Source organism: Yinghuangia sp. ASG 101, from assembly GCF_021165735.1.
Classification (GTDB): Bacteria; Actinomycetota; Actinomycetes; order Streptomycetales; family Streptomycetaceae; genus Yinghuangia.
Window position 1 is genome coordinate 6,033,654 of sequence record NZ_CP088911.1, and the last position, 25,194, is coordinate 6,058,847.

At 72.6% G+C, this 25,194-nt stretch carries 20 protein-coding genes; 11 read left to right on the top strand and 9 right to left on the bottom strand.

Annotation, left to right across the window (positions count from 1 at the left end; genetic code table 11):
- Window positions 1–109: 109 nt before the first annotated feature.
- Complete coding sequence (locus LO772_RS25875) at window positions 110–925, bottom strand: SDR family NAD(P)-dependent oxidoreductase (protein WP_231774430.1); 816 nt, start codon at window positions 923–925, stop codon at window positions 110–112.
- A gap of 106 nt (window positions 926–1,031) precedes the next feature.
- Here LO772_RS25875 and LO772_RS25880 point away from each other — a divergent pair, with 106 nt between their 5' ends.
- A complete protein-coding gene (locus LO772_RS25880; protein ID WP_231774431.1) occupies window positions 1,032–1,523 on the top strand; it encodes a pyridoxamine 5'-phosphate oxidase family protein in 492 nt (163 codons plus the stop codon).
- A 54-nt stretch (window positions 1,524–1,577) separates the two neighbouring features.
- Here the strand turns inward: LO772_RS25880 and LO772_RS25885 are convergent, their stop codons facing one another.
- Genes LO772_RS25885 through LO772_RS25895 form a run of 3 tightly spaced genes read right to left on the bottom strand, consistent with a single transcriptional unit; the run spans window position 1,578 to window position 3,107 of the window.
- A complete protein-coding gene (locus LO772_RS25885) occupies window positions 1,578–1,853 on the bottom strand; it encodes a hypothetical protein (RefSeq protein ID WP_231774432.1) in 276 nt (91 codons plus the stop codon).
- A gap of 33 nt (window positions 1,854–1,886) precedes the next feature.
- Entirely contained in the window at window positions 1,887–2,174 is a 288-nt protein-coding gene (locus tag LO772_RS25890; protein WP_231774433.1) for a hypothetical protein, read from the bottom strand.
- Between the two features lie 33 nt (window positions 2,175–2,207).
- Window positions 2,208–3,107, bottom strand: a complete 900-nt coding sequence (locus tag LO772_RS25895) for a hypothetical protein (protein ID WP_231774434.1) — start codon at window positions 3,105–3,107, stop codon at window positions 2,208–2,210.
- Between the two features lie 202 nt (window positions 3,108–3,309).
- Here LO772_RS25895 and LO772_RS25900 point away from each other — a divergent pair, with 202 nt between their 5' ends.
- From LO772_RS25900 to LO772_RS25915, 4 genes are all read left to right on the top strand, one after another.
- Complete coding sequence (locus LO772_RS25900) at window positions 3,310–5,523, top strand: acyl-CoA dehydrogenase (protein ID WP_231774435.1); 2,214 nt, start codon at window positions 3,310–3,312, stop codon at window positions 5,521–5,523.
- A 64-nt stretch (window positions 5,524–5,587) separates the two neighbouring features.
- On the top strand, window positions 5,588–6,718 hold the full coding sequence (locus LO772_RS25905; RefSeq protein ID WP_231774436.1) for a hypothetical protein: 1,131 nt from the start codon (window positions 5,588–5,590) through the stop codon (window positions 6,716–6,718).
- Window positions 6,719–6,839: 121 nt separating this feature from the next.
- Complete coding sequence (locus LO772_RS25910; RefSeq protein WP_231774437.1) at window positions 6,840–8,030, top strand: acyl-CoA dehydrogenase family protein; 1,191 nt, start codon at window positions 6,840–6,842, stop codon at window positions 8,028–8,030.
- Window positions 8,031–8,094: 64 nt separating this feature from the next.
- Window positions 8,095–9,243, top strand: coding sequence for an acyl-CoA dehydrogenase family protein (locus LO772_RS25915; protein WP_231774438.1), 1,149 nt, complete (start codon window positions 8,095–8,097; stop codon window positions 9,241–9,243).
- Window positions 9,244–9,261: 18 nt separating this feature from the next.
- Here the strand turns inward: LO772_RS25915 and LO772_RS25920 are convergent, their stop codons facing one another.
- Window positions 9,262–10,179 (bottom strand): SecDF P1 head subdomain-containing protein, encoded by a 918-nt coding sequence (locus LO772_RS25920; RefSeq protein WP_231774439.1) that lies wholly within the window; start codon window positions 10,177–10,179, stop codon window positions 9,262–9,264.
- Window positions 10,180–10,270: 91 nt separating this feature from the next.
- Window positions 10,271–11,704 (bottom strand): aldehyde dehydrogenase, encoded by a 1,434-nt coding sequence (locus tag LO772_RS25925; protein ID WP_231774440.1) that lies wholly within the window; start codon window positions 11,702–11,704, stop codon window positions 10,271–10,273.
- A 142-nt stretch (window positions 11,705–11,846) separates the two neighbouring features.
- On the opposite strand from LO772_RS25925, the gene LO772_RS25930 reads away from it, so the two are divergent.
- Complete coding sequence (locus tag LO772_RS25930; protein ID WP_231774441.1) at window positions 11,847–13,466, top strand: acyl-CoA synthetase; 1,620 nt, start codon at window positions 11,847–11,849, stop codon at window positions 13,464–13,466.
- Between the two features lie 427 nt (window positions 13,467–13,893).
- Here LO772_RS25930 and LO772_RS25935 read toward each other — a convergent pair whose 3' ends face one another.
- Entirely contained in the window at window positions 13,894–15,177 is a 1,284-nt protein-coding gene (locus LO772_RS25935; RefSeq protein WP_231774442.1) for a DUF445 domain-containing protein, read from the bottom strand.
- A 243-nt stretch (window positions 15,178–15,420) separates the two neighbouring features.
- Between LO772_RS25935 and LO772_RS25940 the strand changes: the two genes are divergently transcribed.
- From LO772_RS25940 to LO772_RS25955, 4 genes are all read left to right on the top strand, one after another.
- Window positions 15,421–16,281: an SAM-dependent methyltransferase gene (locus LO772_RS25940; protein ID WP_231774443.1), complete on the top strand. Its 861-nt coding sequence runs from the start codon at window positions 15,421–15,423 to the stop codon at window positions 16,279–16,281.
- Between the two features lie 280 nt (window positions 16,282–16,561).
- The gene (locus LO772_RS25945) at window positions 16,562–16,723 is read left to right on the top strand and encodes a hypothetical protein (protein WP_231774444.1); all 162 of its coding nucleotides are present in this window, start codon (window positions 16,562–16,564) and stop codon (window positions 16,721–16,723) included.
- A 130-nt stretch (window positions 16,724–16,853) separates the two neighbouring features.
- A complete protein-coding gene (locus LO772_RS25950) occupies window positions 16,854–17,411 on the top strand; it encodes a UGSC family (seleno)protein (RefSeq protein ID WP_231774445.1) in 558 nt (185 codons plus the stop codon).
- Entirely contained in the window at window positions 17,408–18,652 is a 1,245-nt protein-coding gene (locus LO772_RS25955) for a hypothetical protein (protein WP_231774446.1), read from the top strand. Before LO772_RS25950 ends, LO772_RS25955 begins: the two co-directional genes overlap by 4 nt.
- Window positions 18,653–18,671: 19 nt before the next feature.
- On the opposite strand, the gene LO772_RS25960 is transcribed toward LO772_RS25955, so the two are convergent.
- Window positions 18,672–20,414 (bottom strand): serine/threonine-protein kinase, encoded by a 1,743-nt coding sequence (locus LO772_RS25960; RefSeq protein ID WP_231774447.1) that lies wholly within the window; start codon window positions 20,412–20,414, stop codon window positions 18,672–18,674.
- A gap of 690 nt (window positions 20,415–21,104) precedes the next feature.
- Between LO772_RS25960 and LO772_RS25965 the strand changes: the two genes are divergently transcribed.
- Window positions 21,105–22,394 carry a citrate synthase gene (locus LO772_RS25965; protein ID WP_231774448.1) on the top strand — a complete coding sequence of 430 codons (1,290 nt, stop codon included), beginning with the start codon at window positions 21,105–21,107 and terminating at the stop codon, window positions 22,392–22,394.
- A 128-nt stretch (window positions 22,395–22,522) separates the two neighbouring features.
- Here LO772_RS25965 and LO772_RS25970 read toward each other — a convergent pair whose 3' ends face one another.
- Entirely contained in the window at window positions 22,523–25,180 is a 2,658-nt protein-coding gene (locus LO772_RS25970; RefSeq protein WP_231774449.1) for an outer membrane protein assembly factor BamB family protein, read from the bottom strand.
- Window positions 25,181–25,194 lie beyond the last annotated feature (14 nt).

Sequence of the window (25,194 nt, forward strand, 5' to 3'; positions counted from 1 at the left end):
CTCCGCCACGCCTCCTCAGCACCCACAAAGGCGGAGCACACGAGAGGCCCCGCCCCGTCTCCCCCCACGGGTCGGGGCCCTCTCCGCGTCCGGGCCCGGTGGGCGGGCCTCAGCGGGGTGCGGCGTCCATGTCGGGCAGGGGGTACGGGAACTTCACGCCGACTCCGCCGTCGACGGTCAGGACCTGGCCGGAGACGTAGCGGGCCAGGTCGCTCGTGAGGAACAGCAGCGGGCCGGCGATGTCGGACGGGCGGGCCACGTCGCGCAGCGGCGCGTTGTCGGCGTTGGCGGCGCGGCCGGCTTCGCCGAGGTAGGCCGCGACGCGCGGCGTCCACACGACACCGGGCGCGACCGCGTTGACCCGGACGCCGGACGGACCGAGTTCGACCGCGGCGGACCGGACGAGCGACATCAGACCGGCCTTGGCGGCGCCGTACGCCGCGTGCATCGGGGCGCCGGTCGCGCCCGACACCGAGGCGACGAACGTGATCGCGCCGCCGCCGTGCCGGGCCATGTGCGCGCCGCCGAACTGCACCGCGAGGAGGGCGTGGCGCAGCACGATGTCGTGGTGCCAGGCCCAGTCCTCGTCGGTCACCGACAGCAGGTCCCGGTACCTGCTCATGCCGATGATGTCGACCACGCCGTGTACGCGGCCCAGGCGCGCCTCGGCGTGGCTCCACAGCGCGGCGGCGTCGGTGCGTGAGGTGGCGTCGCCGGACCAGGCGTGGCCGCCGGTCTCGGCGGCGATGCCGCCGGCCAGGTCAGGGTCCAGGTCGACCGCCAGGACGACGGCTCCGGCCTGGGCGAGGGCGTGGGCCGCCTGGCGTCCGATGCCCTGCCCGGCGCCGAGGACCACGATCCCCTTGCCGTCGAGCCGCAGGCGGGCGCCGTAGTCGGGTACGTCGCTGTCGTCGGTGCGCGTCATGGGTCAGGAGTACCTGACGGATCGTCAAGGAACAAGGGTTGTCGGGGCGTCTCGGGATTGCTTGACTTGGGCAAAGATATCGGGATCGCATCGCGGAGGGTCCGTCATGGGCGAGCACATCGGGCACGGCGTCAAGCAGCGCGACAAGGTCAGAATGACCCCCGACGAGATCGCGGCCTTCCTCGCGGAGCGGCATTCGATGACCATGTCCACCCTCAACGCCGACGGCACGATCCACTCCGTCGGCATGTGGTATGGCTTCCTGGAGGGCGAGATCGCCCTGGAGAGCAAGGCGAAGGCGCAGAAGATCCGCAACCTGCGCCGTGATCCCACGGTCACCCTGCTGGTCGAGACCGGCGACTACTACGAGGAACTGCGCGGCGTCTCCGTCACGGGCACCGCCGAGATCGTCGAAGACCCCGCCCGCATCTGGGAGTTGGGCGTGAGCGTCTTCGCCCGCTACACCGCCCCCTACACCGAGGCCATGCGCCCGGCCGTCGAAATGATGCTCAACAAGCGCGTCGTCATCAAGGTGACCCCCACCAAAACCACCTCCTGGGACCACCGCAAACTCGCCCTACCCCCCACCCGCCCCTGACCCACGGAAACCGCCCGACGGCCGGCCGCCGGGCGGTTTCCGTGGGTAATCCGATCAGACGTCGAGGCCGTCGAAGAGCGCGTCGACGTCGGGGGCCATGGTGGCGCGGCGGATCAGTTCGTCGAGGACGTCCAGGTCGTCGCAGCTCCGGATCCGCGCCTCGGCGTCGGGAGCGACGGGGATCTCGCGGGTCGTCAGGAACAGCAGCACGGCGTCCGCCTTGCCTTCCGCCTTGCCCTCTGCCCTTCCTTCGGCTTTGCCTTGGACTCGGCCCTCGTCGACGAACTGTTCGACCAGCGACGGTTGAAAGCGGGGGTCGGTCACGGTCATCAGTGCCTCCTTGAACTCCTGCCGGGCGTCCTCTCAGACGTCGAGGCCGTCGAAGAGCGCGTCGACGTCGGGGGCCATGGTGGCGCGGCGGATCAGTTCGTCGAGGACGTCCAGGTCGTCGCAGCTCCGGATCCGCGCCTCGGCGTCGGGAGCGACGGGGATCTCGCGGGTCGTCAGGAACAGCAGCACGGCGTCCGCCTTGCCTTCCGCCTTGCCTTCCGCCTTGCCCTCTGCCCTTCCTTCGGCTTTGCCTTGGACTCGGCCCTCGTCGACGAACTGTTCGACCAGCGACGGTTGAAAGCGGGGGTCGGTCACGGTCATCAGTGCCTCCTTGAACTCCTGCCGGGCGTCCTCTCAGACGTCGAGGCCGTCGAAGAGCGCGTCGACGTCGGGGGCCATGGTGGCGCGGCGGATCAGTTCGTCGAGGACGTCCAGGTCGTCGCAGCTCCGGATCCGCGCCTCGGCGTCGGGAGCGACGGGGATCTCGCGGGTCGTCAGGAACAGCAGCACGGCGTCCGCCTTGCCCTCTGCCCTTCCTTCGGCTTTGCCTTGGACTCGGCCCTCGTCGACGAACTGTTCGACCAGCGACGGTTGAAAGCGGGGGTCGGTCACGGTCATCAGTGCCTCCTTGAACTCCTGCCGGGCGTCCTCGTCGGCTGCGGAGTAGACGATGTCAGTGTAGTGTCGCGCGGTTTGTTCGGGCAGCGAGTACAACGCGGCCACCAGGGCCTCGTAGATGCGCGGACGCAGCTCGGCGTCCTCGGCGTGCATCAGCGCGGACAGGATGGCCTCGTACTGGCGGCGGGTCGCCACGTCCACGTTGTCGATCACCGGAACGTCGTCGGGTCCGACGACGATCGGTGTGAGCATCCAGCCGTGACAACCCGTGTCGATCGGACGGCTCGCCCACTTGGCGATCTCGCGCTTCGGGCAGACGACCACCAACCGGATCGGGCAGGCGTAGCGCTCGCGCGCGACCGCCACGTACAGCGGCCAGCTGTGTTGCTTGGGTGCCTTCCGTGTCCGTTGGACCTCCACGATGACGCCGAGGCCGGGTGTGGTGGCGTCCGCCGCCTGGTAGAGGAGAACCGCGTCCGCGTGTCGGACTGTCGGCACGGTCACGGTGAAGTCGGATGATGCGGCTCGGGCCGACCAGCTGTCGCCGACCGCGTGTTTGATGTCCGCGGTGTCGGCGATCAATTCCGGGTTGTCCCGGAGGAGTTCGACCAGAGCCTCGTGCTCGGTGCTTGGCATGCGCAGAAACTAGCGCCCAGTACTGACACTCCGCATCTGGATGAATTCATAGGGTAATAACACGGATGAGGCTGCCGTCTCTGCTGTGCGGCGGAAAGCCAAGGGTTCCTGTCTTTTCCTTTGATCGTGACAAGGATATTGTCGCGGGGCCGGCCCGGAGGAGTGGGTTCTTTCGGGGGAGATGTGCTGATAGGGGGGCGTCGTGCCCATCGGATACACCGCGGAGCACCGGGCTTTCGCCGCGTCGGTGGCCGGGTTTGTGCGGCGTCATGCGCCGGTGGAGAAGACGCGGCGCGAGTTGGAGGCGCTGGGCGGCGGTGTGCTGCCCGGATTCTGGGGCGAGTTGGCGGCGGCCGGGGTCCCGGCGACGTATGTGGCCGCGGAGTACGGGGGCGCGGGGGGCGGCGTTCTCGATCTCGCGGTGGCGTTGGAGGAGACCGGGCGGGGGCTGTTGCCGGGGCCCTTGCTGGGGACGGTGACCGCCGGCGCCGTGCTCGCGCGGTACGCCGGCGAGGACGTCGCCAAGGCGCTGCTGCCCGCGTTCGCCGAGGGCGCGGTGGGGGCCGTCGCGGTCCGCGCCGGTCTGGCGGCGCGGCGGACCCGGGCGGGATGGGAGGTCTCCGGCGAAGTCGCCCCGGTACCGGGTGCGTTCGGCGCGCGCTATCTGCTGTTGGGGGCGTACGACGACGCCGGCGCTGAGCTGTGGTTCGTCGTCGCGGGTGACAAGGACGGGGTGGTCGTCGAGCCGCTGCGGGGGGTGGACCTCGCGCGCGGTGTGGCGCGGGTGCGGATCGACGGGCTGGAGGTCGCCGCCGCACAGGTGTTGCCGGGGGTGACGACCGAGCGCGTGCGTCGTGTCACGGCGGTCCTGGCGGCGGCGGAGGCCGTGGGGGTCGCGCGGTGGTGCTTCGAGACGGCCGTCGAGTATGTGCGGATCCGCGAGCAATTCGGGCGCCCCGTGGGGTCGTTCCAGGCGGTGAAGCACAAGGCCGCGAACCTCTTCACGCGGCTCCAGGTGGCCACGGCCGCCGCGTGGGACGCCGCGCGCGCCGCCGACGAGACCGCGGCGGACGCCGAGGAGCAGTTCGAACTCGCGGCGGCCGAGGCGGCGGTGGTCTGCCTGCCGGTCGCGCGCGAGACCGCGTTGGACTGCATCACGCTGCTCGGCGGCATCGGCTTCACGTGGGAGCACGACATCCACCTGTACTGGCGGCGCGGGGTGTTCCTCGCGCAGCTGCTCGGTGCGCGCGGAGGATGGGCCGAACTCCTGGGGCGGCGTGCCCTGGCGGTGCCGGAGGGCGGCGCCGACCGCCGGTTCGACCTCGAACTCGGCGCGGAGGTCGCGGAGTTCCGGTCCGAGGTCGCGGCCCGGCTGGCGACCGCGAAGCGCCTCGACGAGCCGGCCCGAAGGCACTATCTCGCCGACGTGTGCGGGTACGTCTCACCGCACTACCCCCGGCCGTACGGCATCGGCGCGACGCCCGCGCAACAGGTCGTGCTGCAACAGGAGTTCGCCGCAGCCGGACTGGTCCAGCCGTCGACGATCATCGGCGAGTTCGCGCTCCCGACGATCATGGCCCACGGGACCGACGCCCAGCGCGACACCTTCGTGCCGGCGACGCTGCGCGGGGACATCGTCTGGTGCCAGCTGTTCAGCGAGCCGGGGGCCGGATCCGACCTGGCCTCGCTCGCGACGCGCGCCGACAAGGTCGAGGGCGGTTGGCGCATCACCGGGCAGAAGGTGTGGAACTCCAAGGCGCACGAGGCGCATTACGGCATCTGTCTGGCGCGGACCGACCACGAGGCGCCCAAGCACAAGGGCATCACGTACTTCGTCGTCGACATGAGCGCGCCGGGTGTGGACGTGCGTCCGTTGCGGCAGGCCAACGGGCAGGCGGAGTTCAACGAGGTCTTTCTCGAAGGCGTCTTCGTGCCCGACGAGTTCGTGGTCGGGGAGATCAACGGCGGCTGGGCGATCACGCGGACCACGCTCGCCAACGAGCGCGTGATGATCGCGGGCGGCCCCGGGATGGCCGGGCTCGGCGCGCTGCTGCGCGACATCGGCCCGGGCGGCGCGCGCACCGCGTCGCCGGAACTGGTCGCGTGCGTCGGGATGTTCGCCGCCGAGAACTGGGCGCTGCGGGCGCTCGCGCTGCGCTCCACGCTCCAGCAGTTGTCCGGGCTCGATCCCGGGGCGGCGTCCAGCGTGCTCAAGCTCGCGGTGACCGAGCACCAGCGGGCGGTGCAGACCGCGCGCCTGGAGCGGGTCGCCGAGGACGGGCTCGTCGCCGAAGGGGAGACGGGCGACCTGGTCACCGCCTATCTGTCCGTGCCGACGGTGCTGTTGGGCGGCGGCACGCGCGAGATCCAGCTCAACGTGGTCGCCGAGCGCATCCTGGGCCTGCCGCGCGGCTGACGTGCCGTCAGTGAGCCGCTCCGTGAGTCCCCCGCGAGTCCGCGAGTCTGAGAGGACGTTGCCGATGCCGGCTCCGCTCGACGAATTCCCGGTCCACCAGGCTCCGTTGCCGATCGCGCGCGTGGCCCCCAGCGACCGCAACTTCTACGACCGCTACTACTTCAACGCGCACGACCGCACCGGCGAGGTCTTCGTCGTGACCGGCTACGGGGTCTATCCCAACCTCGGGGTCAAGGACGCCTTCGTCACCGTCGGGCGCGGATCACGGCAGACCACCGTGCGGTTCTCGGACGCCTTCGAGCCGGAGTCCGACGACCGCCTCAACCCGTCGGTGGGCGCCTACCGCATCGAGGTCGCCAAGCCGCTCGACGAACTGCGGGTGGTGTGCGACGCGTTGCCGCACGGCATCACCATGGACCTGACGTGGCGCGGGAGTTTCCCGGCGCTCGACGAGGATCCGCACGTGCTGCGGCGGGACGGCCGCGTCGTCCTCGACGCGCAGCGCTTCGCGCAACTGGGCACGTGGGAGGGCACGTTGCAGGTCGAGGGGCGCGACTACCCGGTCACCCCCGACACGTGGCTGGGCAGCCGGGACCGTTCGTGGGGCATCCGGCCCAGCGGCGACCCCGAGCCGGGCGGGCGCGCGGCGGCCGAGCGCGATCCCGACGGCGGCATGTGGTGGATGTACGTGCCGCTGCGGTTCGACGACTTCGCGATCATCGTCATCGTGCAGGAGCAACCCGACGGCACCCGCACGCTCAACCAGGCGACGCGCGTGTGGTCCGCCGCGTCCGGACGCCGCCCCGAGCAACTGGGGTGGCCCGAGTTCGCCGTCGAGTACGTCTCCGGCACCCGGACGCCGAAGCGGGCCACGATCCGGATGAAAGACCTCGCGGGCACGCCGGTCGTCGTCGACGTCGAGGCGCTCGGCGGCGTGGTGCTCAACTGCGGCCCGGGGTCCGGCCTGGATCCGACGTGGACGCACGGGCAGTGGCGCGGCCGGGACTGGAGCGAGGGCACGGTCGTCGACACGGCCGCCGACGAGACCGCCGCCGCGCGCGCGAGGTTCAGCGTCGTCGACCACGTCGCACGGGCCGTGTGCGACGGACGCGAGGGCTGGGGGCTGTTCGAGCACGGCTGCCTCGGACGCCACGACCCTTCCGGTTTCCGCGACTTCGCCGCCGTGGCGCCCTGAACCTCCCCGTACCCCGAACCGCCCGCCGCGCCCGGGGCGTTCACCGCCCCACCCGCACCGCACGCGAAACCCGTACGACGAGCCGCTCTTCACAGGGACCGCAGCGTCCCGGGAGGTTACCGTGCACATCGCCTACACGCCCGCGCAGGAGGAACTGCGCCGCGAACTCCGCGCGTACTTCGCCGAGATCATGACCCCCGAGATCCGCGAGCAGCAGGCCTCGGGGGAGACCACGCTGGAGGGCCGCGACGGCGCGTACTGGAAGGTCGCGCGCCGCATGGGGCGCGACGGGTGGCTCGGCATCGGCTGGCCCAAGGAGTACGGCGGCCAGGACCGTTCGATGATGGAGCAGCTCATCTTCACCGACGAGGCCACCCTCGCGGGGGCCGCGGTGCCGTTCCTCACCATCAACACCATCGGTCCGACGATCATGGAGTACGGCACACAGGCCCAGCGCGACCACTTCCTGCCGCGCATCCTGTCCGGCGAACTCCACTTCTCCATCGGCTACTCCGAGCCCGAGGCCGGGACCGACCTCGCCAACCTGCGCACCCGCGCGGTCCGCGACGGCGACGACTTCGTGGTCAACGGCCAGAAGATGTGGATCTCGCTGATCCACGTCGCCGACTACCTGTGGCTGGCCGCGCGCACCGACCCCGACGTGAAGGCGCACAAGGGGCTGACGATCTTCCTGGTGCCGACCGACACCCCGGGCCTGTCGTGGAGCGAGGTCAGGACGCTCGGCGGGCAGACGGTCAGCCAGCTGACGTTCGAGGACATGCGCGTGCCCGCGTCCGCCGTCGTGGGCGAGGTCAACGGCGGCTGGGGGCTGATGACCGGTCAGCTCAACCGCGAGCGCGTCGCGCTGTGCTCGGCGGCCGGCATCCAACTCGCCCTGCACGAGACGCGGCGCTGGGCCGAGGAGGCCGTCCTGCCGGACGGGCGGCGCGTCATCGACCAGGAGCACGTGCAGGCGAACCTCGGCCGCGTGCACGCCAAAGTCGAGTTCCTCAAGCTCATCAACTGGAAGATCGCGTGGGCGGTCGACCACGGCGCGAAGGTCGGGCCGGCGGACGCGTCCGCCACCAAGATCTTCGGCACGGAGTTCGCGACCGAGGCGTACCGGCTGCTCATGGAGTGCTTCGGGGAGAACGCGTCGCTGACCACCGGCGCACCGGGGGTCCTCCTGCGCGGGCGGATCGAGAAGATGTACCGCTCGGCGCTGATCCTGACGTTCGGGGGCGGTACGAACGAGATCCAGCGCGACATGATCGCGATGCTCGGGCTGCGCATGCCGCGCCCCCCGCGTTGACCCCGGTCCGCCGTCCCGGCAGTCCGTCCAGTCCGTCACACCGAGCAGCAGGGGAATTTGTCACATGGACTTCGCGTACACCGACGAACAGCGGGAACTGGTGGGGCTGGTCGGGACGATCCTCGGCGAGCGCGTCACCCAGGAGTCCCTGACCGCGCTGGAGGCCGAGGTCACCGGCGCGGGAGTGCCGCGCTTCGACCGGGGGCTGTGGGCGGAACTGGCCAAGGCCGACATCCTCGGCGTCGGGCTGCCGGAGGAGTACGGCGGTTCCGGCGGCGGGGTCCTCGCCCAGGTCCTGGTCCTCGAACAGATCGGCCGCGTGCTCGCACCCGTTCCGCTGTACGCGTCGATCGCGGTCGGCGCGGCGGCGGTCGCCGCCCACGGCACCGAGGGCCAGAAGGTCGCCTGGCTGCCCGGGGCGATCCGCGGCGAGAAGATCCTCACCGCGGCGCTCGCCGAGCCGCTGGGCCGCGACGCCGCGGCCCCCTCGGCGACCGCCCGCCGCGTGGCCGGGGGTTGGCGGCTCGACGGGGTCAAGACCGGTGTGCCGTCCGCGACGTACGCGGACGTCGTGCTGGTGCCGGCCGCGACGGACGACGGCCGGGTGGGCGTCTTCCTGGTGTCGCCGACGGGCGCCGGCGTCACGGTGGCGCCGCAGCTCACCACCGCCAAGGAGATCACCGGCGAACTCGTCCTGGAGGACGCGCCCGTGGCCGACGACGCCCTCCTCGGCGGCACGGTGGACACCACCCGGGCCGAGTGGCTGCGCGACCGGGCGACGCTGGGCCTGTGCGCGCTGCAACTCGGCATCACCGACCGGGCGATGCGCGCGGCGGCCGAATACACCGGCACCCGCGAGCAGTTCAAACGGCCGATCGGCTCGTTCCAGGCCGTCGGACACCGCCTCGCCGACTGCTACATCGACGTCGAGGCGGTGCGCCTGACGACGTGGCAGGCCGCCTGGCGGGCGGAATCCGGTCCGAGCGCCGCCGAGGCCGTCTCGACCGCGAAGTTCTGGGCGGCGGAGGCCGGCCACCGTGTCGCGCACGCGGTCGTGCACGTCCACGGTGGGATGGGCATCGCCGAGGAGCACTTCGTACACCGCTACTTCGTGCACGCGAAGCAGAACGAATTCTCGCTCGGCGGTGCCAACGAACACGCTCTGCGCATCGGTGCGGGCTTCGCCGCGACCGCCGCGGGGGAGTACGTCTGACCCGGGGCCCGGGAACGCTCAGGTCGCCGACTCGACCGCGAGCGGCACCGGCAGCGTTCCCGAACTCAGCTGTGCGGCCAGGAGCTTCGCACTGGCAGCGGTGAACGAGCCGGTGATGACGGCGTCGCCGCCCGACAGTTCCTGGACGACCGACGGCGCCACGATCACGCGTCCGTCCAACAGGACCGCGAACCTGTTCGCCGGCGCCGAGTTGGCCGCGAGCTTCCCGGTGATCGCGCCGAACTTCGCGGTGCCGTCGGGGGCGAACGTCACCAGCACCTCCCAGCCCCCGGTGGCGTTCCGCGCCGGCTGCGCCTTCGCGGACTGCAGTTCGTCGCCGGTGAGTTCGGACGCGCCGAGCAGCAGCGCCTCGGCATCGGCGGGCGCTCCCGCGGCCGACGCGAGGCACCCGGTGGCGGGGGCGTCGGGCACCGAGGCCGCGGCGGTCGCGGCGGCGTCGGCCTGGTCGGTCCGGGCGCAGTCCAGCGCGGCGTACGCTTCGGCCGCCTCGGGAGTCGTGCCGGAGGGCAGCGTGTTGCTCCCCGGCACCGGGGGGACGCCGGTCGGGCGCGCGTCGAGGACGGGGCGGAAGTCGAGGCGTCCGATACGGGCGATCCCGTCCAGGATCTCGCGGCTCTCGCCCGGTGCCTCGACGGTGACGGTGTCGCCGGTGACGCGCACCGTGCCGTTCTCGACCTCGGCGAAGTCGAGCCGCGCGGCCAGGACTTCGCGCGTCTTGTCGAGGTCCTGGGGAGTCGCGGCACCGGCCGGGCGCAGGGTGATGGTCACGCGGCCCGCGTCATCGGGGCTCGGGCCGTCGTCGTCCGAGTCGCCGCAGGCGGCGGCGGTCAGCGCCGTGGTGAGGACGAGCGCGGCGACGCCGAACCTGGTGCGCCGGAGGCGGCCGTGCCCTGTGCGAAGAATGAGATCGTCCATGGCCTTCATGCTGGCACGTCCCGCACCCGGCGTACCGCCCTCCCCCGAGGCCCCACCGGGCGGGGCGGTACGCCGGTTCACCCGATCGGGGTCAGGGCAGCACCACCGTCTTGAGTTCGACCAGTTGGTCCAGGCCCTCCGGCCCGAGTTCGCGTCCGAGCCCGGACTGCTTGTAGCCGCCGAAGGGGGCCGCGAAGTCCATCGCCACCCACGAGTTGACGCTCACGGTGCCGGTGGCGATGCGCCGCGAGACCTCGGTCGCCGCCTCGACGTCGGCACTCCAGACCCCGCCGGACAGGCCGTACGGCGAGTCGTTGGCGATGGCCACCGCGTCGTCGACGTCGTCATACGCGATGATCGCGAGCACCGGCCCGAAGATCTCCTCCCGCGCGATGGTCATGTCGTTGGTGACGTCGGCGAAGACGGTCGGCTCCACGAACCAGCCCTTGTCGAGCCCTTCGGGCCGGCCGCCGCCGACGACGACGCGGGCCCCCTCGGCCTTGCCCTTCTCGATGTAGCCGAGCACCCGGTCGCGCTGCCGCTCGGAGGCCAGCGGCCCGATCGCGTTGCCCTTCTCCAGCGCGTCGCCGACGGTCATCGCGCCGACGTGCTCGGCGATCTTGGCGACGACCTCCTCGTAGCGCGAGCGCGGCGCCAGAATGCGGGTCTGGGCGACGCAGGCCTGGCCGTTGTTGTTGAACGAGCCGGGCAGCAGCCCGGGGACCGCGGTGTCCAGGTCGGCGTCCTCCAGCAGGATGCACGCCGACTTCCCGCCGAGTTCGAGGGTGACCGGGCGCAGTCGCTCGCCGCACAGCGACCCGATGCGGCGGCCGGCGGCGGTCGAGCCGGTGAACGACACCTTGTCGATGCCGGGGTGGACGACCAGCTTCTCGCTGACCTCGCGGTCGGCCGCGACGATGTTGATCACGCCGTCCGGTACGCCGGCCTCGATCGCCACCTCGGCCAGCAGGTACGCGTCGAGCGCGGTCTCGGGAGACGGCTTGAGCACGATCGTGCAGCCGGCCGCGAGGGCGGGGGCGAGTTTGAGGACGGCGACGAACAGCGGGACGTTCCACGGCACGATGCCGGCGACGACACCGACCGGCTCGCGGCGTACCAGCGTGCGGAAAATGGCGCCCTGGCGCTCCTCCTCGAACGGGTATTCCCGGACGAGTTTGGCGTAGTAGTCCAGGACCATCGTCGAGCTGAAGACCTGCACGCCGATCGAGTTCTCGATGGGGCAGCCGGTCTCCTGGGCGATGAGTTCGGCGAACTCCTGGAGCCGCGCGGTGATTCCGGCGGACAGCGCCGCGATGACGTCGCCGCGCTCGTCGGGGGTGGAGGAGGCCCAGGGCCCCGCGAACGCCTCGCGCGCGGCGGCCACCGCGCGGTCGACGTCCTCCTCGGTGCCCGCCGGGACCCGCCCGATGACCTCCTCGGTCGAGGCGTTGCGCACCTCGAACGTCTCGGTGCCGGCGGGCTCCACCCACGTGCCGCCGATGAAGATCTTGTCGTGAACACGCATCCGGAACTCCCGATCCCCTGTGTGCCCGGTGTCCTGTCTTCGGCCGTGCCGGGCTCCAGCCTCAGGCTATGTTTTTGACCTTGTCAAGGGTATGTTTTCTGGAACCTGTTCCAGTCGTTGTGCGGGAGCCACAGGGGGAGCCGTGGGCGCTGATCCGACGTTCAACCTCGCCGACCTTTTCGAGGCCGTGGCCGACGCGGTCCCCGACCGCACCGCGCTGATCGCCGGAGAAGCGCGGCTGACGTACCGCCAACTGGACGAACGCGCCGAACGGTTCGCCCACCACCTGCGCGCATCGGGAATCCGCCCGGGCGAGTTCGTCGGCATCCACGCGTGGAACCGGGCCGAGTGGATCGAGGCGATGATCGGCGCGCACAAGGCGCGGGCCGTCCCGATCAACATCAACTACCGCTACGTCACGGCGGAGTTGCGCTACCTGTACGAGAACGCGGAGATGGCGGCGCTCGTCGTCGAACGGGGATTCGTCCGCACGGTCGCCGAACTCGCGCCCGCGTTCCCGGGGTTGCGCCACATCGTCGTGCTGGAGGACGGCACCGACCCGTCCGCGCACGCACTCGACCGCGGGGTCCGGTACGAAGACGCGCTGGCCGCCGCCTCCCCGGCCCGCGACGCCGGCCCCCGCAGCCCGGACGACGTCTACGGCCTCTACACCGGCGGCACCACGGGCATGCCCAAGTGCGTGCTGTGGCGCAGCGAGGACATCTTCTTCGCGGCCCTGCAGGCCGGTCGCGCGGGACGTCCGCGCGTCACGTCCCCCGCCGAACTCGGGGCGGAGGCCGCGGCGTCGGACCCGCTCATCACGATGGGCCTCGCGCCGATGATGCACGGCGGCGGACAGTGGTCCATGTGGAACACGTTCTATATGGGGAACACCTACATCCTGTGGACCGGACGCCACTTCGACCCCGACGCCATCATGGCCCTCGTGGCACGGGAGCAAGCCCTCTCCCTCGCGGTCGTCGGCGACGGCATGGCCCGTCCGCTGGCCGACTGGTACGAGCGCAACCCGGGCAAGTACGACATCGGCTCCCTCAAGGCCGTCAGCAACGGCGGCGCCCCGATGAGCGCCGCCGTCCGACGGCAACTCGAAACCACCGCGGGGCTGTTCGTCCTCGACAGCTTCGGCGCGTCGGAAACCGGCGCGGCGGCACGGGAGGCCGGCGCCCCCGGCGGCGCCACCCGCTTCGCGTCCTCCGCCACGACCACGGTGCTCGACGCCGACCTGCGCCCGGTCGCGCCGGGCTCCGGGGAGGTCGGCCGCCTCGCGGTGACCGGGCACATCCCGCTCGGCTACCACGGCGACGCCGAGAAGACCCGCGCCACGTTCCCCGTCGACCGGGAAGGCCGCCGCTGGGTGCTGCCCGGCGACTTCGCCCGCATCGAGGAGGACGGCACCCTGACGCTGCTCGGCCGGGGCAGCGCGACCGTCAACACCGGCGGCGAGAAGGTGTTTCCCGACGAGGTCGAGGCCGCCCTCAAAGCGCACCCCGACGTGTTCGACGCCGTGGTGGTCGGCGTCCCCGACCCCCGTCTCGGGGAACGGGTCACCGCGCTGGTCGTCGCGCGCGACGGGACCACCCCCGATCCGGACGCGCTCGGCGCGCACGCCCGCACCCTGGTCGCGGGCTACAAGGTGCCCAAACGGATCCACCTCGTCGACACGATCGAACGCACCGCCGCCGGCAAGGTCGACCTCCGCGCAGCCAAAGCCCACGCGGAACGCCTCTCCGCGGGCCGGTGACACCAACGCCGAACACCCGTCGACCGGCCGTGAACCAACGCCGCCGCCCACCCCACCACCCACCCGACGCCCCCGACCACCCGGATCGCGGCGAGCACAGCGCCGACGATGCCCAGACGGGTCCGGTGAACGGCGCGCGCAACGCGCCCGCGAGCCTTGTCCGCGGGCGGCACCCGGGAACCGCGTGCCCCTTCCGCGCCGGGCCGCTCGCCGCGGCAACGCGTGATGGGGAACAGCGCGGTCCCGCACGGCGGGGGCTGCGTGGTCCCGGTACCGCGCACCGACCGACGCCGGAACCGCGCCCTCATGCCGCGCCTCGCCGCTCACGGCCGCCGCGGCACCGAGCCCGTGCTCCCGCGCCGACCCCGCGCGGGCGCGGCTTCCGCCTCCGCGCCCCCGCGCGCGGCTTCAGCCGTGTGTCCCCGCCCTACAACAGCAGTTCGCCCACCGTGTGGATCGCGAGTCCCACCAGTGCGCCCACCACCGTGCCGTTGATCCGGATGAACTGGAGGTCCCGTCCCACGTGCAGTTCGACCTTGCGGGAGGTCTCGTCGGGGTCCCACGCGCGGACCGTGTCGCTGATCAGTGCGGTGATCTCCGACTGATAGCGGGACACCACGTACGCGGCGCCGTCGGCCACCCACGCGTCGACCTTGTCCCGCATGCGCGCGTCGTGCGCGAGCCGCTCGCCGAACGCGCGTACCGCCTCGGTGGCCCGTTCCCGCAGCTCGCTGTCCGGGTCCTCCGTGGCCTCGACCAATATCCCGCGCGCGGCCGTCCAGACCGACGCGATCAGCTCGTGCACCTGCGGATGCGCCAGCGTGCGGTCCCGCAACTGCTCCACCTGCGCGATCATGCGCGGATCGTGCTGCATGTCGTCCGCGGTGTCCGTGAGGAACGCGTCGACGGCCAGGCGCGCGGGATGCCGCGGGTCGTCGCGCACCGCCGCCGCGAACCGGACCAGCTCGCGGTGCACCTTGTTGGCGACCGTGCGGTCGAGGAACCCCGGCGACCAGTCGGGCGACTCCTCGGACACCACCCGCAACACGGCCTCCCGGTTGCCGACCAGCCACGTGTGCGCCTTGGCGACGACCAGGTCCACCAACCCGTGGTGGCCCCCGTCGGCGACCACCCGCCCGAGCAACGCGCCCATCGGCTGCGCCACCTGACGGGCCGACACGCGCCGCGTGATGGCCTGCGCGAACACCGCGCGGACGTCGTCGTCCCGCAGGATCGCCAGCGCCGCACGGGCCAGCGCCGACAACTCCGCGGTCACCCGCCGGGCGTGCTTTTCCTCGGCGAGCCACGCACCGAACCGGCGGGATACGGCCATCATCGCGAGCCTGCGCCGCACGACCGCGTCGGAGAGGAAGTTGTCGCCGACGAACTCGCCGAGGCTGGTGCCGAGCGCGTCCTTGCGCGTCGGGATGATCGCGGTGTGCGGGATCGGCAGCCCCAGAGGCCTGCGGAACAGCGCGGTCACCGCGAACCAGTCCGCCATCGCGCCGACCATGCCGGCCTCGGCCGCCGCCTGCACGTACCCGGTCCAGGCCCCCGCCCCGCGCGACTCCAGCCAGCGCGTCAGCACGAAAACCACCGTCGCGAACAGCAGGAAGCCCGCCGCGATCGTCTTCATGCCGCGCACGCCGCGGGCCTTCTCCAGGTCCGAGGTCGTCCACGAGACGGTGGCACCGGAGGCGTGTTGGTCCATGGCGGCCATTGTGGGACGACGCTTGGCCCGGCGCTGGGGAAGACAAGCCGGTGGCGGGCACACCGACCGTTCGGCTCCCCGGAACCGGCGTCTTCGGGATTGTCCAAAAGCGATCGGACACACCCCTTCAGCCGGTCGCATATCGGCGGTAATGCACCGAAGTTCGATCGGCGCGGCGGGCCAGGCAACCGGTACGCTCGGAGCGTCGTACGGGCCGGTACGCACGGGCGGGAGAAGTAAGCGATGACGCAGCAAGGCTCCGAGCCTTGGCGCTTGCCACGCGGCGACGAGGTCGAGACCCACGAGTCCCAGCGCGTCGACACCACGACCGCCCACCCCGCCCGGATGTACGACTATTACCTCGGCGGAAAGAACAATTTCGCCGTCGACCGCGCCGCCGCCGACCTCATCCTGGACGCCGCCCCCGAGGCGCGGACGGTCGCGCGCGCGGGGCGCGACTTCCTGGCCCGGGCGGTGCGCTTCACCGCCGGGCGACTCGGCATCCGGCAGTACCTCGACGTCGGCACCGGGATCCCGGCCGACGGCAACGTCCACGAGGTCGCGCAGGCGGTGATCCCCGAGTCCCGCGTCGTCTACCTCGACAACGACCCGATCGTGCTCGCCCACGCGCGGGCGCTCGTCTCCGGCGACCCGCGCGGACGCATCGCGACAGGGCAGGCCGACCTGCGCGAACCGGAGGCGGTCCTGACGGCACCCGCGGTCCGCGAGTCACTCGACTTCACACAGCCCGTGGCCGTCGTCCTCGGCATGGTCCTGCACTTCATCCGCGACAGCGAGGACCCGGCGGGCCTCGTGGCGCGGCTGTGCGCCCCGCTCGCCCCCGGCAGCGCACTGATCGTCAGTCACATCACCTACAGATCCGACGCGTTGAAGAAATTCGCGGAAGAGGTCTACGACCGTGCCAGCGCGCCCGTCGTGCCGCGTACGCACGAGGAGGTCGCCGCGCTGCTGGCCGGCCTCGCACCGGTCGACCCCGGGCTGGTCCGTGCCACGCTCTGGCGGCCCGAGCCGGGCACACCGGCCCCGACACCCGAGGAACTCGTGAACACCACCGTCTTCGGCGCGGTCGCACTCAAGCACTGACCCCCGGTCGTCGGCCGCCCGCCCCGCGCCTGGGCCGACCACCGATCCCGCGCCCGCCGCCCGCACGCCGCGCATCCCCGACCCGCTCCGAAGTGGCCCAGAGCCAGCGGAAGTTCGGCGCGACACACAAGTCACACACACGTGCCGCCACGGCGGTGTGAGCGCCGGAGAAACGGGGATCACCCATGCGGTAGTCCGTCCTCCGGATCGCCCGCGGTGATTTTCGGCCATGTCCCGGCAACGACCGATCCACCGCCGGTTTCCGTGCTACGCATGGCTGGTGGGCGATCTGAACCACCCCACACGGGCACAGCACGGCTCCGGAGGAGCGATGGACGACAGCGCGGCGGCCATGGAGGCCGCGCCGCGGCACGAGACACCCCCGGGCCTCGGAACTCTCGGATCCGCCGCCCGGAACACCCTCGGCGCCCCGCCGGGCTGAACTCCCGCCGCCGCGCCGCCACCGCCGCCGCCACGCGGACCGAGGCGCCGCCGCGCCGCGCGCCGTCAGGTGAGCGCGCCGGGCGCGCCATCCGCACACCGTGCCGACAAGCCCATCTCAGGGGGAAACCATGGGCAATCCGCTGGAACCAGCCAAACTGCGCGTACGCCTCCCGGTCGCCCGACCGCCGCTCGACATCGGGGCGCCGTCCTTCACGCTGGACGGACCCCTGCGCGGCAGCAGGGTCGGGCTCCGCTACGCCGCCTCCACGGCGTCCTGGGCGCTCATCGTCGAGGAATGGCAGCGGTTCCTGCGCGACGACGGCGCCGAGCCGCACGTCCTGCTCGCGAAGGGCCGTCCCGGTGCCCGCGACCGGATCCGCCGGGACGTCAGAAACTGGGCGCGGCGCGTCGACTGCGGGGTCTCCGGGCTCGGCACCTGCGGCGCGCTGACGTCCGACAGCGTCGACGACGCCGTGGCCCTGGAACGCCTGCGCCGCCCGGCGGTCGTCGCGGTCTGCCGCGAATTCGAGGCGCACGCACGCAACATGGCGTCGTTCCTCGGCCACCCCAGCCTCAAGGTCCTCGTGCTGCCCTACCCCGTCGAAGGCCTCGACGCCGACGAACTGCGCCGGATCGCCGCCGAGTACTACCCGAGATTCGTCGAACTCCTGGGAGCCACACGGTGAGTGCCGGAACCGCCAAGCCGCGCGACAGCGGCGCGAAGACCGGCACCGACGAGGCCCGGGACGCCGCACGCGCCACCACGCGCGACACGGAGCGCGACGGAGGCCGCGCCAACACCCGCCCCGACAAAGGGCGCAGGCACCTCGGCCTGGCCGGTGCGGCGCTGCGCAGCGTGGCCCTCGGGCCGTCGTACGAACTGACCGCCGAGATCCTGGAGGTCGACGACGACGGCGGCTCCTCGCTCTACGAGGCATCGCTGCACGGCGGTTGGGGCGACGGCGCGCCGGTCCTGCCCGCCACCGACGAATACGTGCACGCGCTGCTCGCCGCGACCCCGTACCGCGGCGACCGCGTACTCGGCGCCCTGCCACCGCGATTCGGCCTGGCGACCGTCGAACTCGTCGCCATCAACGCGGCGTTGGCCGGTGTCGAACCACGGGCCTTCCCGTATGTCGTCGCCGCCCTCGAAGCGCTCCTGGTGCCCGAGTGGAACGCCGCGGAACTGACCACCGCGACCCCCGACGCCTGCCCGATCGTCATCGTCAACGGCCCCGCGCGCGACGCGTACGGGATCGACTACCGGGCGGGCTGCCTCGGCGGCGCGGCCGGCCGCGGCTCCATGACGATCGGCCGGGCGGTCGCCCTGTGCCTGCGCAACATCGGTGGCCGCCGCCCGGGCGAGACCCCGTACACCGTCTTCGGGCAGCCCACCCGATTCGGCCTGTGCTTCGGCGAGTACGAGGGGTACGCCCCGTGGCCGTCGCTCGCCGAGCGCCGCGGCTTCGCCTCACACGCCGAGGTGGTCACCGTGCACGGCGGCCAGGGCGTCTTCCCGTTCGCGGACATCGCCGCCGACGACCCGCAGGAGCTGGCCCGGGCGATCGCGAAGACGACGGTCGGCGCACTCGCCGAACGGTTCGTCGAACCGGCGGGCGAGCGCGGGCAGATCGTGCTGCTCCTCAACCCCGAGTGGGCCTGGCGCCTCGGTGCGGCGTTCCGGTCCGCCGAGGACTTCCAGGCCCGCGTCTGGCAGCACGCGTGGCGGCCGATCGACGCCTTCGACCCGGCGCACGCCGAGGTCCTGGGCGCCGAGGGGCGCGTCGACGCCCGGGGACGCGTGCCGTTGGCCGCCGGACCCGACCAGTTCGTGCCGGTCGTGTGCGGCGGCCTGGGCAACCTGCACGGCGCCGCCTTGACCACGTCGGTGCCGAGCGCGATGCAAAGCACCGCCGTGGTCCGCTAGTTCGGCCCCCCGGCACCGGCTACGTGCCGCGCGGGTCCCCCGAGGACTTGCGCCGGTCGCCGACCACCAGGGCCAGGACGACCAGCCCCGCGAGGCCGAACACCAGGGACACTCCCGGGAGTACGAGGCCCATGACCGGGTTCTGCAGATCGCGCCACTCGCTGTCGAAGAGCCGGTAGACCGCGAGCCCGGCGGAGGTCAGGCCCACGAGGACGATGACCGCGTACCACACCCCGGCGCTCGCCTGCCGCTTGGCGGGAGCGGGGGCTTCGCGCGGGGTGTCGCCGTACGGCGGGGCAGGGGGCTGCGGCGGGCCCGCGGGGGCGGCCGGGGCGGCGCCGCGGGCGTCCTCGGCGGGCGGTCCGGCGGGACTCCACCGCGGTGCCACCACGGTCGGCGCGGCCTCGGCCGGGCGCGGCGGTGCGGACGGTGCGGATGAGGTGGATGGGGCGGGCGATACCGGGCGCGCCGGAGCGTCCGCGGGCCGTGCGGGCGCCGCGACCTCCGTCGGCGTCGACGCGGCGGCGGGCGCCGCGGGAGTTTGGGGCGCCGCGGGCTGCGGCGTGCGGGGCTTGAGGAGTTGCGCTTCGTCCAACGGCTTCCGGACCACGACCGTCGGGGCCGCCGGGGCGGGCTTCTCGGCCGCGGGTACAGGAGCGGTCACGTCCTCGTCGGCCGTCGCGGCCACCGCGACGCCCACGCCCACCTCGACGGTCTCCTCGTTGCCGTCGTCCTCGCCCACGGCGTCCCCGGTGTCGGCCGGTGTTCCCGGCACGGCCGCCGCGGGCTTGCGGGGCCCGGGAGTTCCGCCGCCGCGCGGCCCGCCGGCCGCCGCGGACTTCTCCGACGGTGTCTCGTCGGCCCCGTCCTCCGCCCGCGCGGCGGCCTGAGACCGGGCGGGTTTCGCCGCCGGCTTCGGCGGCCTGACCCGCGCCGCCGCGTCCACGGCCGCCGCGACGTCCGTCGGCAGCCACGCCGTTCCCGCCGCGTCGTCGCCGTCGAACAACTCGGCGAGTTCGGCCGCGGTCGGCCGTGAGTCCGGGCGGCGCGCGAAACACCGCGTCAGCAGAGCCGCCAACTCCTCCGGCACGCCGTCCAGTTCGGGGGTGGTGCGCAGCACCCGCTGGGCCAGCTCCGCCGCGTCGACGTCGCCGTACGGGGCGACGCCGGCCGCCTGGCACACCACTCCCGCCAGGGCGAAGACGTCCGTCGCCGGGGTGACCGCGCCGCCGGTCGCCTGCTCGGGCGCCGGGAGCGCCGCCGAGGCGTCCGCGCCCAGAAGCGCCGTCAGCCCCAAGTCGGTGATCTGGGGGCCGGTCCGCGTCAGCATCACGGTGCCCGCCGCCAGGCCCTGGTGCACGACCTTCGCGGCGTGCACGGCCACCAGCGCCCGGGACAGCGCCGCCCCCAGCGCCCGGAGCGCCTTCTCGGGCAGCGGGCCGTGCGCGCGGACCGCCTCCTCCAGCGTGATGCCGGGGGCGTACTCGGCGACCAGCCACGGCGGAGTGGCGTCCGGGTCGGCGTCGAGCACGTGCGCCAGGTGCGGGCCGTCGATGCGGCGCACCGCCTCGATGGTCTTCCGGAAGCGCTCCACGAACCGTTTGTCGGCCGCGAGGTCCGGGCGCACGAGGCGCACCGTCACCGCACCGCCGTCCCGGGACTTGCCCAGAAAGACCGTGCCGAGCCTTCCGTTCCCGTCGAGCCGTGCGGACAGGCGGTACCGACCCACAGCCCCCGGGTCGCCCGGCTTCAGCGCTTCCATTGCTGGCCCCTCCGCATGTTCGCCGACACACCGTCACAAAGGCCGCTCCGCATACTGCGCGACACCGCGAAAAGCCCGCGAATACGCAGGTGAACGCCTGTGAATGTGCCGCAGCCTACCGCTGAGACCCACCCGTGGTGCGGCAAGAGCCGCTGTCCGGCGAGCTGTTCCCGGGCTGTGACGGGCGGAATACCCGGTGTTTCGACCGGCCTCCGCGCCGGACGCCGGGCGCTCCGAGGCGGGTGAACCGGTGTGCCTGCGGTGATGTGTGGGGCCAGTGTGACCGGTGGCTCTCCGTGCCCGAAATCTCACAACAGTCGCCCGGGGGACGTGAGATGGTTCGCCCGGTCACGCTCCGTGCCCACGCGTACCGGGACTTCGCGGACGGCTCCAAGTGGTCCCGTACGGTGCCACCCCGTAGCGTTGACCGGAGGCGGGCTGCGGCGATGCGGTCCGCGCGCGGGATCCGGCTCGGCAGGGATAGCGGAGCGTCCGACCGGGCATCACCCGGGTGTGGCAAGGGGTCACGTGATGCGTCTCACGGTTTGAAACCCGAGGTGGGAGCCGGTTGCGGCGCGAGTCGGTGCGCCTGCTATTCGTACTGGTGCACACATGTCACGAACAGCCGGAACCGCCGGACACGATCCGGGCAGGTGTCGGAGCCTGAGCCGAGAAGTAGGGGACCCAGCCATGAGCGGAGACTCGGTAGTACTGCGCTATCAGGGAAACGAGCACACCTACCCGGTGGTCGAGGGGACCATCGGCGACAATGCCATCGATGTCGGCAAGCTACGGGCCGAAACAGGGCTCGTGACGTTCGACGGCGGCTTCGTCAACACCGCCGCGTGTAAATCCGCGATCACCTTCATCGACGGCGAAGAAGGCATCCTCCGGTACCGCGGATACCCGATCGAGCAGTTGGCCGAGCAAGGCAGCTTCCTGGAGACCGCGTACCTGCTCATCTACGGCGAGCTGCCGAACGCCACGCAGCTCGACGCGTGGCGGGACGAGATCACCAAGCACACGCTGCTGCACGAGGACGTCAAGCGCTTCTACGACGGATTCCCGCGCGACGCGCACCCGATGGCGATGCTGTCGTCCGTCGTGAGCGCGCTCTCGACCTTCTACCAGGACAGCCACGACCCGTTCGACGAGCGCCAGGTCCACATCTCGACCATAAGGCTGCTCGCCAAACTCCCGACCATCGCGGCGTACGCGTACAAGAAGTCGGTCGGCCAGGCGCTCCTGTACCCGGACAACGCGCTCGACTACGTGCAGAACTTCCTGCGCCTGACGTTCGCGGTGCCGTCCGAGGAGTACAAGGCCGACCCGGTCATCGTCTCGGCGCTCGACAAGCTGCTGATCCTGCACGCGGACCACGAGCAGAACTGCTCGACCTCCACCGTGCGCATGGTCGGCTCCAGCCACGCCAACCTCTTCGCGTCGATCTCGGCGGGCATCAACGCCCTGTGGGGCCCGCTGCACGGCGGTGCGAACCAGTCGGTGCTGGAGATGCTCGACGGCATCAAGGCCGACGGCGGCGACGTCGGCGCGTTCGTGCGCAAGGTCAAGAACCGCGAGGACGGCGTGCGCCTGATGGGCTTCGGGCACCGCGTCTACAAGAACCACGACCCGCGCGCCCGCATCATCAAGAAGGCCGCGGACGACGTCCTCAGCCGGCTCGGCAAGCGCGACGAGCTGCTGGACATCGCCCTGCAGCTGGAGGAAGTCGCCCTGTCGGACGACTACTTCGTGTCGCGCAAGCTCTACCCGAACGTCGACTTCTACACCGGCCTCATCTACCGCGCGATGGGCTTCCCGACGTCGATGTTCACGGTGTTGTTCGCGCTCGGCCGGCTGCCCGGCTGGATCGCGCACTGGCGCGAGATGATCGCCGACCCGGCGTCGAAGATCGGGCGCCCGCGCCAGGTCTACACCGGTGTGCCGATCCGCGACTACGTGCCGCTCGGCGCGCGCTGACCCGCGCGGCGGCGGGGGCGGGTGTCCGACGCCGCCGCGACCCGCACGATGAACGGCCGACCGGGACTCGGTGAGTCCCGGCCGGCCGTTCGCGTCTCACCGCGGCCCGTACCGCGCGGACGCGGGTGTCACGCGCCGTGCGCGGTCTGCGGGGCACCGCCGGTCGCGGCGTCCATGACATACAGGTGCCGGTCGCCGCTGCCGACGAAGACCAGGCCGTCCGCGACGATCGGGGAGGTCACCCGGCCCCCGGTGGTGAACTTCCAGCGCGGCTCGCCGGTGGTCGCGACCGCGACCACCGTGTGGTCGCTGCTGCCCGCGTAGACCGTGTTGCCGGCGACCACCGGCGACGTCACCCACCCGTCGGTGCTGTAGCGCCACACCGTGCGCGTGGTGTGCACGTCGACGGCGTACAGGCCCCCGTCGCCGCTGCCGAAGAACGACACACCCCCGGCCGCCGCCGGCTGCGCCACCGGGCCCTGGGCGGCGAACCAGCCCCGAAGCGTGCCCGTCGCGGCGTCCAGCAGGTAGAGGTAGTGGTCGGTGCTGCCGACGTGTACGACACCGGCCGACACGGTCGGGGCCGAGACCCAGCCTCCGGTCTGGTAGCGCCAGCGGGCCCAGCCGGACGCGGCGTCCACCGCGTACACGCACCGGTCGCTGCTGCCGAAGTAGACCGTGCCGTCGACGACGGTCGGCGTGGTCGCCCAGCCGTGCGTCTGGTGCCGCCACAGGCAGCGCCCGGTCGCGGCGTCGACCGCGTACACCGCGTTGTCGCTGCTGCCGAAGTAGACGACGCCGCCGACGACCACCGGGGCCGCGACGACCTCGCCGTTGGTCGGGAAGCTCCAACGCCACTGACGGCTCGTCAGCTCCAGGGCGTAGAGGTGGTTGTCCTGGCTGCTCAGATACATCATGTCGCCCTCGACCGCGGGCGGATGCGACCATCCGCTGCTGTCGAAACGCCATTCGCGGGTGGCGAGATGCAGCGTGTGCAGGCCGTTGTCCTTGCTGTGCACGTGGACGCGCGACGTACGCGCGCCGCCCGCGCGCACCGGCGGCGCCACGATCTCGGCGGTCGCCGCGAACCGCCACGGCTGCCCGACGGCCGCGTCCATCGGGCCGGTCGGGGTGCGCGGCGTCGGCGGGTGCGGGCGCGGTGCGTCGGACGGGTCGGCGACATAGGTCGGTGCGGCGGGCGGCGGGGGTTTGCGGAACGCCAGCTCGGTCGGTATGGCGCCGACCGGGGTGGCCGCCGGTGCGCCGCCCGGTCGCGGGTTCGCGTTCGGCTGCGACGGGGGCGGAGGAGCGTGCTGCGGGTAGGCCGTGGGCGGCGGCTGCTGCGCGTACGCCGGTCCGTGTCCCGGCGACGGGGCGGGGGTCGCCCCGGGACCCGACTGGCCCGGCGGCGGGCCGTAGGCGGGCGGTCGGCCTCCGGGCGCGGATTGGCCGGGCGGCGGGCCGTACGCGGGCTGCCCGCCGGGCCGCTGCCGCGGCGGAGGCGGGTGGTGGGGGGCCTGCTGCTGGGGCACCTGCTGCGGCGGTGCGTGCGCGGCGGCGTGCTGCGGCTGCGGCCGGACGGGGGGTTGGCCGCCCGGGCGGCTCGCGGGCTGCCCGTGGGGCTGCCCGGATACGGGAGGGCCGGACGGTTGCGGGGACGCCGCCCCGGCGTTCGGCGGCGCGGCCGAAGGCCGAGGGCCGGCCCCGTGCCCCGGCGCGGCGTCCGCGGGGCTCGCCTGGCCGTTCTGCCCGTCGTTGCGCATCTGGGCGGGGAGTTTGCCCCAGTCGTCGTCGCTGAGGCCGTCGGAGGGCTCCTCCTCGGGGGACGGCTCCGGCTCCGCCTCACGCACCGGCGGCGTGCGCTGGCCGGCCGGACGGTACTGGCGTTCGAACCGCTCCACCATCGCCGCCGCGGCCTCGGGCAGCCGGTTGTCGGAGTCGGAGTAGCCGCTCTGCGCGTCCAGCACCGGCGCGAGCCGGGTCAGCAGATCGGTGGGGCTCGGCCGGTGTTCCGGCGCCCGCTGCATACACGAGCCGATCAGGTCGTGCAGGCCGTCGGGCAGCCCGGTGAGGTCCGCGGCCCCCGTCACCAGGCGCAACAGCGCCTCGGCGGGCTTGCGGTCGGGGTACGGGGAGTGCGCGGTCGCCGCGTACACCAGCGTCGCGCCGAGGGAGAAGACATCGCTCGCGGGAGTGATGTCGCGGACGCCCTGGGCCTGTTCGGGAGACATGTAGGCGGGCGTGCCGACCGCGACACCGGTCATCGTGAGGGAACCGAAGTCCGCCGCGCGGGAGATGCCGAAGTCGATCACCTTGGGCCCGTCGCCGGCCACCAGCACGTTGGACGGCTTCAGGTCGCGGTGGACAAGGCCTGCCGCGTGCACGGACTCCAGGGCCTCGGCGATCCCGGCCGCGAGCCACTGCACGGCGCTCGCGGGAAGGGGGCCGCAGGCGCGGACGAGCGTCTCCAGGGACGGAGCGGGAACGTACGCGGTGGCCAGCCACGGGACCGCGGCGTCGGGATCGGCGTTGACGACGGCGGCGGTGAAGACGCCGCTCACCCGCCGGGCCGCGGCGACCTCCTGGGCGAACCGGGCGCGGAACCCCGGGTCGCCGCCCAGCTCGGACCGGATCGTCTTGATGGCGACCAACCGCCCGAACGGCGAACGGCCGAGGTAGATGCGGCCCATGCCGCCGGCGCCCAGGCGCCCCAGGACCGTGTAGGGCCCGATCCGGGACGGGTCGCCCTTGGCAAGGGGTTCGCCCGGCCACTCGTGTTCGGTCACAATTCCCCCGATTT